At 64.8% G+C, this 16,663-nt stretch carries 20 protein-coding genes; 8 read left to right on the top strand and 12 right to left on the bottom strand.

Annotated elements, in window-relative coordinates; all coding sequences use genetic code 11:
• Nucleotides 1-124: 124 nt before the first annotated feature.
• The 3 genes from PQQ51_RS26795 to PQQ51_RS26785 all read left to right on the top strand — a co-directional run bounded on the left by PQQ51_RS26795 (nt 125) and on the right by PQQ51_RS26785 (nt 2,973).
• Entirely contained in the window at nt 125-2,008 is a 1,884-nt protein-coding gene (locus PQQ51_RS26795) for a bifunctional sugar phosphate isomerase/epimerase/4-hydroxyphenylpyruvate dioxygenase family protein (protein WP_408500017.1), read from the top strand.
• A 211-nt stretch (nt 2,009-2,219) separates the two neighbouring features.
• On the top strand, nt 2,220-2,552 hold the full coding sequence (locus PQQ51_RS26790) for a hypothetical protein (RefSeq protein ID WP_408500016.1): 333 nt from the start codon (nt 2,220-2,222) through the stop codon (nt 2,550-2,552).
• A gap of 154 nt (nt 2,553-2,706) precedes the next feature.
• Nucleotides 2,707-2,973: a hypothetical protein gene (locus PQQ51_RS26785; RefSeq protein ID WP_408500014.1), complete on the top strand. Its 267-nt coding sequence runs from the start codon at nt 2,707-2,709 to the stop codon at nt 2,971-2,973.
• A 99-nt stretch (nt 2,974-3,072) separates the two neighbouring features.
• On the opposite strand, the gene PQQ51_RS26780 is transcribed toward PQQ51_RS26785, so the two are convergent.
• The 6 genes from PQQ51_RS26780 to PQQ51_RS26755 all read right to left on the bottom strand — a co-directional run bounded on the left by PQQ51_RS26780 (nt 3,073) and on the right by PQQ51_RS26755 (nt 7,983).
• A complete protein-coding gene (locus PQQ51_RS26780; protein ID WP_408500013.1) occupies nt 3,073-3,402 on the bottom strand; it encodes a hypothetical protein in 330 nt (109 codons plus the stop codon).
• Between the two features lie 10 nt (nt 3,403-3,412).
• Nucleotides 3,413-4,180, bottom strand: a complete 768-nt coding sequence (locus tag PQQ51_RS26775; RefSeq protein WP_408500012.1) for an AraC family transcriptional regulator — start codon at nt 4,178-4,180, stop codon at nt 3,413-3,415.
• 149 nt (nt 4,181-4,329) lie between these two features.
• Complete coding sequence (locus tag PQQ51_RS26770; protein ID WP_408500011.1) at nt 4,330-5,631, bottom strand: FAD-dependent oxidoreductase; 1,302 nt, start codon at nt 5,629-5,631, stop codon at nt 4,330-4,332.
• Nucleotides 5,628-5,894 (bottom strand): (2Fe-2S)-binding protein, encoded by a 267-nt coding sequence (locus PQQ51_RS26765; protein ID WP_408500010.1) that lies wholly within the window; start codon nt 5,892-5,894, stop codon nt 5,628-5,630. The genes PQQ51_RS26770 and PQQ51_RS26765 overlap by 4 nt, the downstream gene beginning before the upstream one ends.
• Complete coding sequence (locus PQQ51_RS26760; protein ID WP_408500063.1) at nt 5,891-7,030, bottom strand: NAD(P)/FAD-dependent oxidoreductase; 1,140 nt, start codon at nt 7,028-7,030, stop codon at nt 5,891-5,893. Before PQQ51_RS26760 ends, PQQ51_RS26765 begins: the two co-directional genes overlap by 4 nt.
• The gene (locus tag PQQ51_RS26755; protein ID WP_408500009.1) at nt 7,027-7,983 is read right to left on the bottom strand and encodes a 4-hydroxyproline epimerase; all 957 of its coding nucleotides are present in this window, start codon (nt 7,981-7,983) and stop codon (nt 7,027-7,029) included. The genes PQQ51_RS26760 and PQQ51_RS26755 overlap by 4 nt, the downstream gene beginning before the upstream one ends.
• A gap of 191 nt (nt 7,984-8,174) precedes the next feature.
• Between PQQ51_RS26755 and PQQ51_RS26750 the strand changes: the two genes are divergently transcribed.
• Nucleotides 8,175-9,080, top strand: a complete 906-nt coding sequence (locus PQQ51_RS26750; RefSeq protein ID WP_408500008.1) for a dihydrodipicolinate synthase family protein — start codon at nt 8,175-8,177, stop codon at nt 9,078-9,080.
• Nucleotides 9,081-9,130: 50 nt separating this feature from the next.
• Here the strand turns inward: PQQ51_RS26750 and PQQ51_RS26745 are convergent, their stop codons facing one another.
• Nucleotides 9,131-9,856 (bottom strand): response regulator transcription factor, encoded by a 726-nt coding sequence (locus tag PQQ51_RS26745; protein ID WP_408500007.1) that lies wholly within the window; start codon nt 9,854-9,856, stop codon nt 9,131-9,133.
• Between the two features lie 404 nt (nt 9,857-10,260).
• Here PQQ51_RS26745 and PQQ51_RS26740 point away from each other — a divergent pair, with 404 nt between their 5' ends.
• Entirely contained in the window at nt 10,261-11,562 is a 1,302-nt protein-coding gene (locus PQQ51_RS26740) for an MFS transporter (protein ID WP_408500005.1), read from the top strand.
• Between the two features lie 172 nt (nt 11,563-11,734).
• Complete coding sequence (locus PQQ51_RS26735; protein WP_408500004.1) at nt 11,735-13,255, top strand: MFS transporter; 1,521 nt, start codon at nt 11,735-11,737, stop codon at nt 13,253-13,255.
• A 158-nt stretch (nt 13,256-13,413) separates the two neighbouring features.
• Here the strand turns inward: PQQ51_RS26735 and PQQ51_RS26730 are convergent, their stop codons facing one another.
• The 5 genes from PQQ51_RS26730 to PQQ51_RS26710 form a co-directional block, all read right to left on the bottom strand.
• Complete coding sequence (locus PQQ51_RS26730) at nt 13,414-13,686, bottom strand: hypothetical protein (protein ID WP_408500003.1); 273 nt, start codon at nt 13,684-13,686, stop codon at nt 13,414-13,416.
• Nucleotides 13,687-13,761: 75 nt separating this feature from the next.
• A complete protein-coding gene (locus PQQ51_RS26725; protein WP_408500002.1) occupies nt 13,762-14,193 on the bottom strand; it encodes a DoxX family protein in 432 nt (143 codons plus the stop codon).
• Nucleotides 14,194-14,426: 233 nt separating this feature from the next.
• On the bottom strand, nt 14,427-14,891 hold the full coding sequence (locus PQQ51_RS26720) for an RbsD/FucU family protein (RefSeq protein ID WP_408500001.1): 465 nt from the start codon (nt 14,889-14,891) through the stop codon (nt 14,427-14,429).
• On the bottom strand, nt 14,885-15,277 hold the full coding sequence (locus PQQ51_RS26715) for a hypothetical protein (protein ID WP_408500000.1): 393 nt from the start codon (nt 15,275-15,277) through the stop codon (nt 14,885-14,887). The genes PQQ51_RS26720 and PQQ51_RS26715 overlap by 7 nt, the downstream gene beginning before the upstream one ends.
• 36 nt (nt 15,278-15,313) lie before the next feature.
• A complete protein-coding gene (locus tag PQQ51_RS26710; protein WP_408499999.1) occupies nt 15,314-15,682 on the bottom strand; it encodes a nuclear transport factor 2 family protein in 369 nt (122 codons plus the stop codon).
• Nucleotides 15,683-15,951: 269 nt separating this feature from the next.
• On the opposite strand from PQQ51_RS26710, the gene PQQ51_RS26705 reads away from it, so the two are divergent.
• Both PQQ51_RS26705 and PQQ51_RS26700 read left to right on the top strand, forming a co-directional pair.
• Nucleotides 15,952-16,323, top strand: coding sequence for a type II toxin-antitoxin system RelE/ParE family toxin (locus PQQ51_RS26705; protein WP_408499998.1), 372 nt, complete (start codon nt 15,952-15,954; stop codon nt 16,321-16,323).
• The gene (locus tag PQQ51_RS26700; RefSeq protein WP_408499997.1) at nt 16,320-16,625 is read left to right on the top strand and encodes an addiction module antidote protein; all 306 of its coding nucleotides are present in this window, start codon (nt 16,320-16,322) and stop codon (nt 16,623-16,625) included. The genes PQQ51_RS26705 and PQQ51_RS26700 overlap by 4 nt, the downstream gene beginning before the upstream one ends.
• Nucleotides 16,626-16,663: the final 38 nt, after the last annotated feature.

The raw sequence follows: 16,663 nt of genomic DNA, 5'->3' as shown, positions 1-16,663 counted from the left end.
GTCTTGCTGCTCAGTGGTAACCAGATAGACCATTTATCGCATTGCAGCATGGGGTAGCACCGGCGCGCGACTCCCCCGTTCGCGCCGCTTCAACAGCCGTTTCATTGTTTTGCAGGAGCCGTTCATGCAACGTTCGATTGCCACCGTGTCGATCAGCGGCACCCTCGTCGAGAAGCTGACCGCGATTCAGGCGGCAGGCTTCGAGGGCGTGGAGATCTTCGAGAACGACCTGCTGTATTTCGACGGCTCGCCCGCCGACGTGCGGCGCATCGCCGAAGACCTCGGGCTGAAGATCATGCTGTTCCAGCCCTTTCGCGACTTCGACGGCGTAAGCGCAGAGCGTCTCGCGCGCAATCTGGAACGCGCGAAACGCAAATTCGACGTGATGCACGAACTCGGCACCGACCGCATTCTGGTGTGCAGCAACGTGTCGCCCGACACCATCGGCGACGACTCACTGATGATCGATCAACTGGGCGCGCTGGCCCGCGCGGCCGAGGCGGCCGGTGTGATCGCCGGCTATGAAGCGCTCGCGTGGGGCCAGCACGTAAAAACCTACCGCCACGCGTGGAAACTGGTCGACGCGGTGAATCACCCGCATCTCGGGCTCGTGCTCGACAGTTTCCATACGCTGTCGCTGAACGATACGGTGGACGCGATCGCCGACATTCCGGGCGAGCGCATCGCGTTCGTGCAGATCGCCGACGCACCCAAACTCGCGATGGACGTGCTCGAATGGAGCCGCCATTACCGCTGCTTTCCCGGCCAGGGCGATTTCGATCTGGCGGGCTTTACCGCGCAAGTCGTCAAAACCGGCTACAGCGGGCCGCTGTCGCTCGAAATTTTCAACGACGGCTTTCGCGCCGCGCCGACCACGATCACCGCCGCGGATGGGCATCGCTCGCTGCTGTTCCTCGAAGAACAGACTCGCGTGCGGCTCGACGCCAAGCGGCAGCCAGGCGGCGATCTGTATCGGTCGCCCGCCGCGCCCGCGCACGTCGGCTATCAATTCCTCGAATTCGCGGTCGATCACGCAACCCGCGCGCATCTCGTCGACTGGCTCGGCAAGCTGCGGTTCCGTCAGGCCGGCCAGCATCGTTCGAAAGACGTGACGCTGTTCCAGCACGGCGCGGCGTCGATCGTGCTGAACGCGGAGCCCGATTCGTTCGCCAACGCGTTTTTCCAGCAGCACGGGTTGTCGCTGTGCGCGTCGGCGTTTCGCGTCGACGACGCCGGCCAGGCGTTCGAGCGCGCCGCCGGTTTCGGCTACGCGCCGTTCTCCGGGCAGATCGGCCCGAATGAACGCGTGCTGCCGGCCGTCCAGGCGCCCGACGGCAGCCTGAACTATTTCGTCGACGAAACGCCGGAGCAGCCCACACTGTTCGAAGCCGATTTCGTGCTCACCGACATCAACGGTCCCGCCGAAGTCGGGCCGCTCAGCCGGATCGACCACGTGTGCCTGTCGGTGCCGGCCCATTCGCTGGATACGTGGGTGCTGTTCCTGCGTACCGCGCTCGGTTTCGATGCGGAGCCCGGCGTGCTGGTGCCCGATCCGTATGGGCTGGTGCGCAGCCGCGCGCTGCGCAGCCGGGACGGCTCGGTGCGGATCGTGCTGAATGCGTCGGTGGATCGTCATACGGCGGTGGCCGAGGCGCTGCACACGTATCACGGTTCCGGCCTGAATCACGTGGCGTTCAGTACCGGCGACATCTTCGGCGCAATTCCGGAATTCGTCGCCGACGGCTTGCCGGTGCTACGCATTCCGCGCAATTACTACGACGATCTCGAAGCCCGCTATGCGCTGCCGGAAGACGTGCTTGAAGCACTGCGCGCGCACAACATCCTGTACGACCGCGACGAGCGCGGCGGCGAATTCTTCCACGCGTACACCGAACTGCTCGATCAGCGCTTCTTTCTGGAGATCGTCGAGCGGCGCGGCGGCTATGACGGGTACGGCGCGAGCAATGCGGCCGTGCGGCTCGCCGCGCAGGCGCAGCGGCGCAAGTAGGCGGCGGGGTCGGGCATAGATCGGAGGCATCCGGAACCAATCGGCGCTATCGCGGCTCGCGAGCAGGCACGCCACATGCGGCAGCCACCGCAGCGGGCCGCCACCTCGACATGCATCGATATAATGGCGGCTGATCCGCGGCCCGGCGCCGCAAAGCACTCCGCCCGGAGAGCGCGCAACGCCGGCCGCATGATGAAACGCCAGGAGAGATATGAAGAAGTTTGCCGTCGTTCTGTCAGTGCCTCTGCTTCTCAGCGCTTGCGCGTACTTCCAGAAGAATCCCGATGCAGGCGAGCCGGTCACCGACACCACCACCCAACGCTCGGTCAACGACGTGGTCGCCTGCCTCACGCAAGTGGCGACGAGCCATAACGCCGCGTTCAAGTCGACCGCGATCCCACAAGGCCAGATGCTCGATTTCGGCGATTCGAACATCGTCAAGGTGCGCACCGACAACGGCGCAACCACTTATCGCTTCTATGCGGGCAAACGCCATGTCGGCAATCTGTGGATCGAGTCGGCCAGCAAAACTTGCGCGCCCTGAGGTTGGGGGCCGGTAAGAATCGGCAAGTGTAACCATGGGTAACTTGTTGCCGCGAAATGATCGTGTCACGGGGTTACAGGACAATGAGTCTTAAGAATCGTTTAAGACTTCGTCCGCATCATCCACGGACACCAACCCGCACAAGGTGCGACCCATGAATCAGCCCGACAACAATCCGAATGAATTGCACACCGCGGCGCCGGCCAAAAAGCCCACGATCCTGCGCCGTTTGCTGAGCCACCACGAGCTTGCAACGCTGCTGCTGCTGTTGCACGCGCCGATCGACGCGTCCGCGAAACCCGAGATTCCGCAGCTTCACGAAGCCGGTTTGATCGAAACCGTATCCGGCGACGCAGGCGCGCCGCAAATCCGTCTGACCCAGGAAGGCAATGCGGTGCTGCGTGGGCTTGGCGTAAGGTGAGCGGCACGGTTCGCTGACGAGGCGCTTTTCTTCGGCCCTCGCTTCTGCTTTAAGGGTTGCGCACTTGTGATTGTTTGTGCGGCCGCCGTGTCACCCGCCTCAAGCCTGCCACACACCGTATCCCGCTTCACGCAGTCCGATCGCCAACTCCACTTCCATATCCTGTGCGCCGCTGTACGGCATTGGATTGAACACTTCATATAGCTCGGGCACCAGACGCAGCCCGTAATCGCGCACATAGCGATTCGCCTGAATGCCGGCCTTATGCCGGTCGAATCTCAGATCCGGGTCCAGTCCGGTCATTCCCACATACACGCAAGGCTTGTCGAACCGGTAGTCCGGATTCGCGCGGCGAAAGCGCGCCTCGTTCCAGACGGTGTCGTCCAGCACGACGACATAAACGTAGTAATGATCCTTGCGACGAGCCATCTGCCGGTACTCAGCTCCGCGCGGTTCCGTGCAGCAACATGCGGTACTCGGTCGGCGTGATGCCGACCGTCGCCTTGAATTGCCGGGTAAAGGCGCTGTGGTCGGTGTAGCCGCAGAGCGCGGCGACGTCGGTGACCTTGTCGTGCGACACCAGCAGCGCGGTGGCGGCATCCAGGCGAGTTTTCAGCAGCACCTGACGCGGCGTCAGATGAAACACCTTGTGAAAGTAGCGCTCCAGTTGCGCGACCGACATATCGGCCATCGCCGCCAGCTGTTTCAGGTTCAAGGGCTGCACGTAGTTCTGCTGGATCGACTGCACCACTGCGGCGAGCCGGCTATAGGCGGGATGGCTGCTTTCGTCGGCTTTCAGGTCGCGGGAAATGCCGGCGAGCCCGACCACCTTGCCCGACGGATCGCGCAGCGGCTGCTTGCAGGTCAGGCACCAGCCCGGCTGACGGCCGGGGTACAGATGCAGTTCGAGTTGATCGATCATCTGATTGCCCGCTTCGACGATCGCCTTGTCCTGCGCGGTGTAGATGCGGCCGAAGCGCCGCGGGAACACGTCCTCGGCGGTCTTGCCGAGCAGCGCCGTTTTTTCCTTGAAGCCGCAGCGCGAAGCCAGCGTGCGATTGACGAGCGCGTAGCGCGCGTGTGCGTCCTTGACGAAGAACACGACGCCCGGCATCGCGTCGAACACCGGCTCGAGCAGCGTGAAATGCGACAGCATGCCGGACAGCGACGCGTCGGTGGGTTCGAGCGGTTGAGCCAGCGTGTTCATCGTGCAGGTCCCGTGTTGTGCGGTGCGTGACGTGTCTGACGGTTGCGGCGTGAGTCCGGGCATGGAGCGGTTCGCATGTGCGCTCGATTATAGGGCCGTGGCGCGAGGGACGAAATGTGAGCAGGAGTTTGCGGGCTGCGGATGGGTACTCAGCCGCTTCCTTCCGCAAGCGGGGGCTCGCAGAATTCCACCGCCATCAAGGTATCGATCCGCGTTGGACTGAACGGTGGGCGAGGCGCAGCCGTCGGCCAACCAAAATACACCTGCGCCGCCGCGCCGCAGATGCGCCCTTGACACGAGCCCATCCCGCAACGCGTTTGCAGCTTCGCGTCGCGCCAATCGGCGCAACCGCGCACTTCGCCGATGCTGACGTCTTCGCAGCGGCACAGCAACGTGGCGTCGGCGGGCGGTGTGCGGGCCGCTTCCTGCAACGCAAAAGCCTGTTCGACGCGTCGACCGAAGCGGCGCCAGCGCGCTCGCCGGTTGAGCAGCGTCTGCATCGCCGCGTCGCTCACCGCCGCACCGCTTGCCACGAGCCCTGCAATCTCACCTTCCACTGCCGCCCGTTCCGCGCCGCCGACGCCCGTACACTCGCCTGCGGCCAACACGCGTTCGAGCGAAGTTCGCTGCTGGTCGTCGACGACAATCGCGCCCGCCGTATCGATCGCGCAACCCAGCGCCTGCGCGAGCGTGACGTTCGGCAGCAGCCCGTAGCCGCACGCCACGCGATCGCAAGCGAGCGTCACGCTGTGCGCCCCGCGCTCGATCGTCACCTGCTCGACGCGGCCGTCTCCATGAGCTTCACGCACGATGCTGCCGGTCCAGTAAGGTTCGCCGATGAAACCGCGCGTCAGACGAGCCGCCTGCCACAACTTCGCCGGCTCGCTCAGCAGCGACGCGCCGAAACGCGCAACCTGCGCGGCCGACGCCTGCTCGACCACCGCCGCCACCCGCGCGCCGGCGGCTCGCGCGGTGGCCAGCGCTGCGATCAGCAATGGCCCACTGCCCGCGATCACGATCCGTTCGCCGCGCACCGGCATGCCGCCCTTGATGAGCGCTTGCAGCGCGCCCGCGCCGCTTACGCCGGGCAGCGTCCAGCCCGCAAACGGCAAGAGCCGCTCGCGCGCGCCGGTCGCGAGAATCATCTGTTCATAATCGATGCACAGGCCGCCGTGTTCCGTCGATTCGAGCAACAACCCGCGCGAGCCGAGCGGCGCGACGACGCGCGTCGACGGAAACAGCGTGAGGTTGTGGCTGGCGTCTATCGCGGTGAGCAGATTGCGCAGCGCTGCGTGCGATGGATGGCCTGGGCCTTGCCGCCAGATCTGGCCGCCCGCGCGCGGATTGTCGTCGAGCAGCGCGATTCGCGCGCCCTCGCGCGCCGCTGCGCGCGCGGCGTTCAGTCCGGCCGGCCCCGCGCCGACCACGACGATGTCGAAGTGCCGCGTCATCGCAAGACCCCGGCGGCGGTGCTGACTACCTGACCTTCGCGGCAGAGCGTCTGACAAGCCAGTGTGTGCGCGCGGCCGTCGACCGTCACGCGGCACTCCTGGCACACGCCCATTCCGCAGAATGCGGCGCGGGGTTGTCCGGTGACCGAGATTCGCGAGACTTGGACACCTGCAATCACGAGCGCGGCCGCGACAGTCGTGCCGGCTTCGACTTCGACGCGACGGTCGTCGATCGTTAGATGGATGCGCGCTGTTTTATTCATTCAAGCGTGGCCGCGTGCGTGAAACGTATGGGCAAGTACGGCTCGATCGGGATGCGTGCGGCGTGGGCGTCGCCGGTGATCTGCGTGGCGAGCAGCTTCGCCGTCGCGAGCGAGGTCGTCACGCCGAGACCTTCATGACCCACGGCGAGCCATACGCCGCGAGCGTCGTCGCCTGCGGGACCGATCAACGGCAGCCCGTCCGGCGACGCCACGCGAAAGCCCGTCCACGCGCGAATGCCGTTGAGCGTCGGCAGCACCGGCAGATAGCGCGCGGCGCGCTGCAGCATCCGTGCAAGCACAGGCATCTCGACGGCGGGATCGGTCGTATCGAACTGGCGCGACGAGCCGATCAGCAATTGCCCGGTAGGACGCGGCTGCGCATTGAACGCCACCGACGTGCCGGCCGCGTGATGCGCGCTTTTGATGTAGCCGAGTTCGAGCAATTGATGACGGATCAGGTCGGGATAGCGGTCGGTGATCAGCAGGTGACCTTTCTTCGGCTGCAACGGCAGCGCCGGGATCAATTGCGCCGCGCCCGAACCGTTGGCCACGATCACATGTTGCGCTTCGACACGTTCGCCATCGCTCAACGTAACCCCGCAAGCATCGACCGAAACAACCTGCGCGCCGAGCCGCACGCGGATCTTCACGGCCGCCGGCGATTGCGTGAGAAGCCACTGCGCGGCAGCCGGCGCGTACACGATGCTGTCGTGCCCGATCCGCAAACCGCCTGCCATCGAAGGCGCGAGCGCCGGCTCGCAGCGCCGCAACGCCGCGGCGTCGAGCAACTGCGCGGCGACGCCCTGCGCGTCGAACGCGTCGTGCATTGCGCGGGCGGCCTGCCATTCTTCGTCGTCGGCGGCGACCCACAGCGTGCCGCAGCGCGCGAACGCATCGCGCGTGCGCAACTGCGGCGCGAGTTCCAGCCACAGGTCGCGCGAATAGCGGCTCAACGCGAATTCCGCCGCCGAATCGTTCATCACGACAATGTGCCCCATCCCCGCCGCCGTCGCGCCGCCGCCGATGCCGATGCCGTGCGCGTCGAGCACGTCGACGCGCATGCCGAGCGCGGCCAGCTCCGCCGCGCAAGCCGCGCCGACGATGCCCGCGCCGACGATCAACGCGTCCACCGTCATGCGGTGCGAATGCCCCATGCGAATGGGTCGCGCTCGTCGAAACACAACCGCCCTTCGGCCATGATGTACGCGTGTCCGGTAATGGTCGGAATCACCGATACGCCGTCGCCCGCCTGCCGGTAGCTCGCCTCGAACACACTGCCGATAATGCTTTCCTGACGCCACGACGCGTGTTCGGCGAGTTTGCCGTCGGCCGCGAGACACGCGACTTTCGCGCTCGTGCCGGTGCCGCATGGCGAGCGGTCGTACGCGTTGCCGGGACACAGCACGAAGCTGCGGCTGTCGATCCCGTCGCGCGAGCCAGGTCCGAACAGTTCGATGTGGTCGATCAACGCGCCGTCCGCGCCGGTGATGCCGGCGGCGCTCAACGCGTCGCGGATCGCCGAACTGAAGGCGGTCAGCTCGGCGATGTGCGCGGCTTCGAGCGCTTTGCCGTGGTCGGCGACCAGAAAAAACCAGTTGCCGCCCCACGCGATGTCGCCGCTCAACACGCCGTAGCCCGGCACGTTCACTTGCACCGCTTGCAGGTAGCGATAAGCGGGCACATTGCGCACGGCGACGCTGCCGTCTTCATGGAGCGTCGCCTCGACGATGCCGACCGGCGTCTCGATCCGATGATGCCCTGGTCCGATCCGACCGATATGCGCCAGCGAAACGACAAGGCCGATCGTGCCGTGCCCGCACATGCCGAGATAGCCGACGTTGTTGAAGAAGATCACGCCGGCCGCGCAGGACGGATCGTCCGGCTCGCACAGCAGCGCGCCGACCACCACGTCCGAACCACGCGGCTCCGTGACGATACCTGCGCGCCAGTCGTCGAATTGCGTGCGCAATACGTCGCGCCGCTGCGCCAACGTACCCGGGCCCAGCTCGGGGCCGCCCGATACGACGAGACGAGTCGGTTCGCCGCCAGTGTGCGAGTCGATGATATTCAGGGTTTTCATGCCGCTCATGGTAGGAAGTGCGCGCGCGCCAGTCTTGGTGGACGTATGCGCGGATTGTGACGATTTCGGCATAGTTGGGTTGCGCTGGATTGCGCCGGATCTATGCCAAAATCGTCATCGACCACGCGTCAATCGCGCAAGACACTCGCATTTTCCCTGCTTACACTGCGCTTCGACACATCACATTCGGGAGAGCAGTCGTGGCGCATATCTGGGAAGGCGTACTACCCGCGGTCACCACCAAGTTTCACGCGGATTTCAGCATAGACCGCGCAGCCACCGCCAGCAATATCGACGCGCAGATCGACGCGGGAGTGGACGGGATCATTGTCTGCGGGTCGCTTGGCGAAGCATCGACGCTGTCGCTGGATGAAAAGCTGCAAGTGCTGGACGTCGCCGTGGAAGCGGCGCGCGGCCGCGTGCCGGTTCTGCTGACGATCGCCGAAAACAGCACGCTCGACGCCTGCCGCCAGGCCGCAGCCGGCGGCCAGCGCGGCGCGGCCGGTTTCATGGTGCTGCCGGGGCTGCGCTATCTGTCCGACCGCCGCGAGACGCTCAGCCATTTCCGCAGCGTCGCCGATGCAAGCGCACTGCCGCTGATGATCTACAACAACCCGCTCGCGTACGGCGTCGACATGACGCCCGACATGTTCGCCGAAATCGCCGACGACAAGAAAATCGTCGCGATCAAGGAATCCTCCGGCGACGTGCGGCGCGTGACCGACCTGATCAACGTGGTCGGCGACCGTTTCGCGATTCTGTGCGGCGTCGACAATCTCGCGATGGAAGCGATCCTGATGGGCGCGCATGGCTGGGTGGCCGGTCTCGTGTGCGCGTTTCCGCGCGAGACGGTAGTGATTTACAAATTGCTGAAGGCTGGGCGCCTTGAAGAAGCGCGTGCGATTTATCGCTGGTTTGCACCGCTGCTCGCGCTCGATGTGTCGCCGAAGCTCGTGCAGAACATCAAGCTGGCCGAAGCGATGGTCGGGCTCGGCACCGAGCCGGTCCGGCCGCCGCGCCTGCCGCTCGTCGGCGACGAACGCAAATCGGTGGAAGCGCTGATTCGTGAGGCACTCGAAACGCGGCCGGCGTTGCCGCAGATTTGAGATCTGCCGGGTGCCGCGTGATGCGTGCCGGGTACAAAAAAACCGGCGACTCACGCCACCCGCGCGCCGGTCTTAACCGCTTCACCATGCCGCAGATGCAGCAGACGGTAACCGCTCTTGTACACCGGTTGCAGCCGGAACTCGTTGTGCGCGCCGATCTCGAGCAGAAGACGCAACCGCGACACGTGACTGTCGATCGTACGGGTGAATTCACGGTATTCGCGGCCCCACACCATCGCGAAGATGTGGTCGCGCGACATCACGCGGCCGATATTGGAAAAGAACAGCGAAGCCAACCGATACTGCGTGCCGGAGAGCTGCACCGGCTGACCGCGCAGCATCACGAGCTGGCGACGTTTGTCGAAATGGTAGGGGCCGATTTCGAAAAAACTCGCGGAGCCGAAGCGGTCGGGGTAAGCACGGCGCAACAGCGCCGAGATGCGCTCGCGAAACTCACCGGGGCGCAGCGGCAACGCGACGTAATCGTCCGCGCCGCCGGCAAGCGCACGCACCGCGCTTTCCTCCGACGTTTCCGCCGATGCGAACAGAACCGGCATCCGGTTGCCGCCGACCGCGCGCACCGATTTCAGCACTTCCGCGCCGGACAGCCGCGTGCCGTTCCAGTCCAGCACCAGCAGGTCCACGGTGGAACGGGCCAGCACTTTCGACATGGACAACCCGTCGTCGTAGGTCAGGCAGGTGTACCCCTCGTCCGCGAGGGCTGATTCGATCGACTGACGCATGAACGGGTCACGCTGGAGGATGGCAATGCGCATGAGGGTCCCTCTTAACGGATAGCTCGCGATTCTCGGAGGGGCCTCCGCGCCATCCCATAGGACCAGTCCTAATTTGCACATCGGTCGACAAGCTCTGACAGCGGCGACCAGAATTCCTACAGCGGGTCATCCGCGCTCGCATCACGCACGAGTCCGGCAATCCGGCGGCCATCGGAACAACGTCCTTTCGGACAGCTTCTTCCATCTAATTAAGCACTTCCCGAGGCAAACGGCATTGATCCTGTAAAATCCCGGGCTGGCTTCAGTCGTCATCGTGTCCCCCTATCCGGGCCGGCATGCCGGTGTCCCGTGCTCTACCCAGCGCCTGTCACACTTCTCGCCCGACGACCGCCGTATTTCCACGCGCACCTCGTGTGGCTTCCAATTCATATAACGACATGGCAATGCAAGCGACAAATCTGGGTGGAGCGCAGGCTGTCACCCCACGCCCGCTTGGGCGCAGCGATTACAAGACACTCGGCCTCGCCGCACTCGGCGGCGCGCTCGAGTTCTACGACTTCATCATCTTCGTGTTCTTCGCGCCGGCGATCGGCCAGTTGTTTTTCCCGGCCGCGATGCCGGACTGGCTGCGTCAGGTGCAGACCTTCGGCATCTTCGCTGCGGGCTATCTGGCGCGGCCGCTCGGCGGCATCATCATGGCGCACTTCGGCGACCTGTTCGGCCGCAAGCGGATGTTCACGCTGAGCGTGCTGCTGATGTCGGTGCCGACGCTGATGATGGGCCTGTTGCCCACCTACGCGAGCATCGGCGTGCTGGCGCCGGTGCTGCTCCTGCTGTTTCGCGTAATGCAAGGCGCGGCGGTCGGCGGCGAAGTGCCGGGCGCGTGGGTGTTCGTGTCCGAGCACGTGCCGCAGCGGCACATCGGCTACGCGTGCGGCACGCTGACGGCCGGTCTCACGGCCGGCATCCTGCTGGGCTCGCTGATCGCGTCGGCGGTGAATCGCAACTTCGCGCCGGCCGACATTGCGGCGTACGCGTGGCGCATTCCGTTTCTCGTCGGCGGCGTGTTCGGGATGTTCTCGGTGTATCTGCGCCGCTGGCTGCACGAAACGCCGGTGTTCGCGGAGCTCAAGCAACGCAAGGCGATCGCCGCGGAAGTGCCGTTGAAAGCCGTCCTGCGCGACCACGGCCGCGCCGTGATCGTATCGATGCTGCTGACGTGGATGCTGTCGGCCGCGATCGTCGTCGTGATTCTGATGACGCCGACGCTGCTGCAAAAGCAGTTTCATATCGCGCCGGCCACCGCGCTCCTCGCCAATTGCGTCGCGACGCTGTGCCTGACGATCGGCTGCGTGGCGGCGGGCTCGATCGCCGGGCGCATCGGCGCGGGGCGGACGATCTTTATCGGCGGCCTCGCGCTGGCGGTGACGTACTACGTGATGTTCCGGCAGCTCGCCGTCGACACGTCGAACCTCGTGCCGTTCTACGCGCTGGCCGGGCTGTTCGTCGGCGTGATCGGGGCGATTCCGTTCGTGATGGTCAAGGCTTTCCCGCCAGTCGTGCGATTCTCGGGCATTTCGTTTTCGTATAACGTCGCCTACGCGATATTCGGCGGCCTCACGCCGATCGCCGTTTCGCTGATGATGAAATCGAATCCGATGGCCGCGCCGCTGTACGTGGGTGCGATCTGCGTTCTGGGCGCGCTCACTACGCTGTTTATCAAGGACGCGCCGCAAACGCGCTAATGCTTTGCTCCAACAACGGCGCGCCAGGCGGGGCGCCGTTGGTTCTAGCGGGGCTCGCTGGCCGCTGGTCCCGCCAAGTGGGTAACACGGGTTGGGCAAACCCGGTCGGCAACATCGACACTTCACGCCGACCCGAAACATGGTGCGCTGCATCGGACCTACGATGTAACGCATGAACTCTCCTCCTACCCCTAATTCCTCCCTGACACCCGCTCTCGGCCGCGTTCTCGCGACGGTCAGCGTCGGCTTCGTGGTCACGCAACTCGACGTGACCATCGTCAATATCGCGCTGCCGAAGATCGGTGCGGATCTGCATGCCAATGTCGCCGGACTGCAATGGGTCGTGGATGCGTACACGCTCGCGTTCGCAGTGCTGATGCTGTCGGCCGGCTCACTCGGCGACCGGCTCGGCGCGCGCCGCATGTACGGGTTCGGCATCGTGCTGTTCGCGCTCGCGTCGCTGGCCTGCGGCCTCGCGCTCGACGCCACGATGCTGGTCGCCGCCCGCGCGGTGCAAGGCATCGGCGCCGCCGCGATGCTGCCGAACTCGCTCGCGTTGCTGAACCAGTCGTATCGACACGATCCGAAGCTGCGGGCGCGTGCTGTCGGGCTGTGGACCGGCGCCGGCGCGATTGCTATTGCGGCGGGCCCGGTGGCGGGTGGCCTGCTGATCGCCGCGTTCGGCTGGCGCAGTATCTTTCTCGTCAATCTGCCGATTTGCGCAGCCGGGTTGCTCGCGACCTGGTTGTGGCTGCCACGGCCGGATGCGGCACGTGAAGATGTGCAGACACGGGCTGGAAACGCTGGAAGCGGGCGCGAGGCTGCCACCGAAACAGACGCCCAGCCGCGCGCCGCAGCGGCAACCGATCCACGCGGGCTCGATCTGAGCGGTCAATGCCTCGCCATCGTCGCGCTGACCGCTTTCGTCGCTGCGGTGATCGAATGGCGGCCGCTGGGTTTGAGTCACCCGCTGGTCGCGGGCGGCTTCGTGCTCGCCGCGATCGCGGCAGCCGCGTTCATCGCCGTGGAATCGCGCGTCGCGACGCCGATGCTGCCGCTTACCCTGTTCAGCAAGCGCAGCTTCAGCGCGGCGGTGCTGTTCGGTATCTGCGTAAACCTGACCTACTACGGGATGGTGTTCGTGCTGAGCCTGTATCTGCAACGTGTGCGCGGCTACACGCCGTTGCAGGCGGGGCTCGCGTTCCTGCCGCTGACAGGCGGTTTTCTGATCTCGAACGTGGCGAGCGGCTGGGTGGTGGGACGCTTCGGCGCACGCGTGCCGATGATTGTCGGCGCGATCATCGGCGGACTCGGCTACGGCTTGCTGCATTTCGTCGATGCCGCCTCGCCGCTTGTCGCGCTGCTGCTGCCGTTCCTGCTGATTCCGTCGGGGATGGGTCTCGCCGTGCCGGCAATGACAACCGCCGTGCTGGCTTCCGTCGAAGCAAAGCGCGCGGGTACGGCATCCGCGGTGTTGAACACGGCGCGCCAGGCCGGCGGCGCCGTAGGCGTGGCCGCTTTCGGCGCGCTGGCAAGCGCCGCGGCCGCCACGCAGATCGTGTCGGGAATGCAGACGGCGACTGCCGTCTCGGTCGGACTGCTCGTGCTCGGCGGCTTGCTCGGTTGTCTTGTTCAGCCGCATCCGCACGCGTCGGCGCAGAAGCCGGACCAGGCCGCGCAGGCGGGATCCTGAACGGGCTAACGGTCGGGCCACGCTGAACGCAAAAGACAACCCCCGCGCGGCGCAAGCCTCGCGGGGGTTGTCTTTATTTCCGGCGAAATTCATTTCCGGCGAAAAGCGGCGCATTCGTGCGAACTATCCCGATGACCCGAGTCCGCGAGTCTGCCCGTTTAAAGCGTCGCTTCCTGAATCGTCCCGGTGTCGATCGCGCGCTCGATCAGCCCGTCGTTTTGCGCCTTCGCGATGGCGTCGGCGATCAGTTTCTCCGGCTCCTCGATCTCGGCCTTGATCGTGCTGATGATTCCCGACGCGTCGAAAATCACCAACGTCTTCGCCGAATCCGCAAGGCTGATGATCACCCGATGCGGCGTGGGCCCTTCTCCGAGACTTGCGCACAACTGCGTGACTTTGCCGCCAATGGTCTGCTCGAAACTTTGAATCATTATTTGCTCCCTTGAATACAAGCCGATTCAACAGCCGTTAGCTCTGTGAGGTAGCACTGAGCGTGCCCATCGGAATCAGAGGTTCAAACCGCCGCGCGGCGAACGCGCGCCGTCGATACTGATACGCCCCGCGCCGGTGACGAACAGCAGCAGGAAACCGCCGGCGATGCCGATGTTCTTCCAGAAGTGGATCACCATGTCGCGTTGCAGAGCGGCGTCGGTGACGTTCCAGAAGTCGTGCCCCAGCACCGCGGTCGCGACCGTATAGGCGGCCATCACGAGGCCGAGCGGCCGGATCTTGAAGCCGACGACGAGAAACAGCCCACCGAGCACTTCGACCGCCGTTGCGATCGGCGCGGCGACCTGCACGAACGGCACGCCCTTCGAATGCAGATAACCGACGAAGCCCGCATAGCCCAGCAGTTTCATCACGCCGCCCCACAGAAACAGCACGGCAAGGGCAATGCGCGCGATGAGGATAACGCCGGAATCGACGGGACGCGTCATGAGGGGCTCCTGTAAATGAATAAGCAGCAGACCCCGCCTGACGGCAGCAGTTCCCGCCTTGCACCTCAGAATATGTGCATCGGCCGGGAATTCCAAGCTCGGACCCGAGGTGGACGGCGCCTGCGCGGCGGTGCTCGCGGCGCGGAGAAAAGCGCATGCGGAACGTGTAGCGGTCTGCGAACGCGCGGTGCGGAGCGCACTTTCATGCCGGCCCAGTGGGCGCCCTGGTACGGCTATGCGCGCGGCGCATCCGGCGCGAGCAACACGCCTTTGGCGAACACGAAACAGCCGTAGCCCCGCTCTTCGCCGGTTGCAATCACGCAATAGGCTTTGCGCGCCCGCTCGTAAAACGCGAACCGTTCGATCGAAGCAAACGGCACGTCGCGCCCTTCCGCCGCGTTGATCTCCGCCTGGACTTCACGCTGCACGGCCGGCAGGGTCGCGGGCTCGCCCACCACTTCCATGCGCGACGCGGGATGCGAGATGAACGTGTCCAGCGGCAGCACCGACAGCACCGCGCGAACCGCGCGCGCCGAGCTCACGCCGTCGAGCCGCAGCAGCTTGCCCAACACCGTCTCGCGCGCGACGGACTCGGCCGGAAAGTTGGCGTCGCAAATCACGAGTTCGTCGCCGTGCCCCATCGAACGTAGCGCGTACAGGATGTCGGCGTTGAGCAGCGGGTCCAGATTCTTTAGCACGATGTCTCCTTGAGGTGTGAGTTGACGGATGATTGCAGCGGGTCGTCCTGACCGGACGACGCTTCGGGCATGCGTCCTTGACTCGCATGGCGACCGATTGTAGCGGTAGCGGGCACGGCTTGCGCGGTCGGCCGCGCGGCCTTTGTGCTGCAGGACGCCGCGCGCTGCGTCGACACGTTGCTGCAACACCGCCAGCGCAACCAGCCTATCAACGCGAGCAACACGAGACCCGCGCCGCCCATCACCGGCTCACGCCAGGCCAGCAACGCCGTGAACGTAAAAGCGCGTGTGCCCGCGAGCAGCGCGAAGCCGGCGATCGTGCCCGACAACGAGTCGGCGGCGCGCACGAGTCGCGTGAACGTGATGGCGGCAGCGGGTTCGTACATGATCGTCTCCGTCAAGTGGGCGGCGTTAGCCGATGCTCATGCGGCAGCGGGCACCTGATCGAGAAAGCCTGTGACAGCCAGCAGGCGGCCGTGCGCGTCGACCACCCCGAAGTCCGAACCCTTCACGATCGCTTCGCCGGCGGGCGTCGTCAGCTCCCACGAAAAACGCAGGCGGTTCGCGAACCCGTCGACCTGCGTCGTGCGACGAAACGTGTGATGCGGGAAACGCTCCTGGACTGCGCGAATCATCGCGTCGATGCCGTCATGGCCTGCGCCGCTCAGCAATGGATCGCGATAGTCGGCATCGGCGGCCCACGTCGCGGCGATCAACTCGCGACGGCGCTCGGCCCCGCTTTCGTTCCATGCATCGAAATAACGGTCGATCAGATCGGTATGCGTACTCATCTCAAACTCCTTGGCATGACTGAGCACCACGCTCGGCAGACACCTTGTATGCGGCGGGCTCGGAGTGAAGATTCGTGGTTTGCGCGCGCGGCGTCGATTACCTGGCAGGTAAGCGTGCGCATTCTTTGCAGTACGTCGGATTGGCCATTCGGCCGAATCGTCAGCGGCGGCATCAGCCGCTAATCTCGTGCAGCGAATCGGGGGCTGCGCGGCGTTGCCGAACGGCATGTGACGAACTCAACGGGCACGGTAAAAACCGCAATTTTGATATGAATAAAACGCTTGCAAGATCGTATCCCAATGGATACACTCATCAACAGATCGCTTCACCTCCTGTGTACACGGTCAATCGCACGGAGGAATTCGATCAGTGGCTTAAACGCTTATCCGATCTCAAGGCGCGAGCACGAATTCTCGTGCGGGTGAGGCGTGCCGAACGAGGTCATTTCGGCGACGTCAAGCTGCTGGAAGAAGGCGTTTCCGAAATGCGCATAGATTGTGGTCCCGGTTATCGGGTCTACTTCGCGCGCGAGGGGCGTCGAATGTATTTGCTGCTTTGCGGCGGCAACAAGTCTACCCAGCAGGCCGATATCAAGCAGGCCAAAGCAATGTGGGCAGCAATCAGAGAGGAACTGTCATGAGCAAAATCAAAACCGCACGTTTCGACGCATCGCATTACCTCGATAGTGAGGAAATGATCGCTGAATATCTCAACGCCGCGCTCGAAGAGGGCGACGCCGACCTGCTCCTCGCGGCGATCGCGGATATCGCGAAAGCACGCGGTATGACCAAGGTCGCGGCAGACGCCGGGCTCGGCCGCGAAAGCCTCTACAAGACGTTCGCGCCCGGATCCAAACCGCGTATGGATACTGTGTTCAAGTTGCTGCATGCCCTCGGCGTCAAGCTGAATGTCGTACCGGGCCGCGGCGTGGTGCACGCGTGAGTCGGGCTTGGGGTGGTGCTTGGGTCAGCGCTTAGGTC

The organism is Paraburkholderia xenovorans, assembly GCF_046030735.1.
Classification (GTDB): domain Bacteria; phylum Pseudomonadota; class Gammaproteobacteria; order Burkholderiales; family Burkholderiaceae; genus Paraburkholderia; species Paraburkholderia xenovorans_A.
Note: the sequence above shows the minus strand (reverse complement) of the source record. Positions and strands in the feature narration are given on the sequence as shown.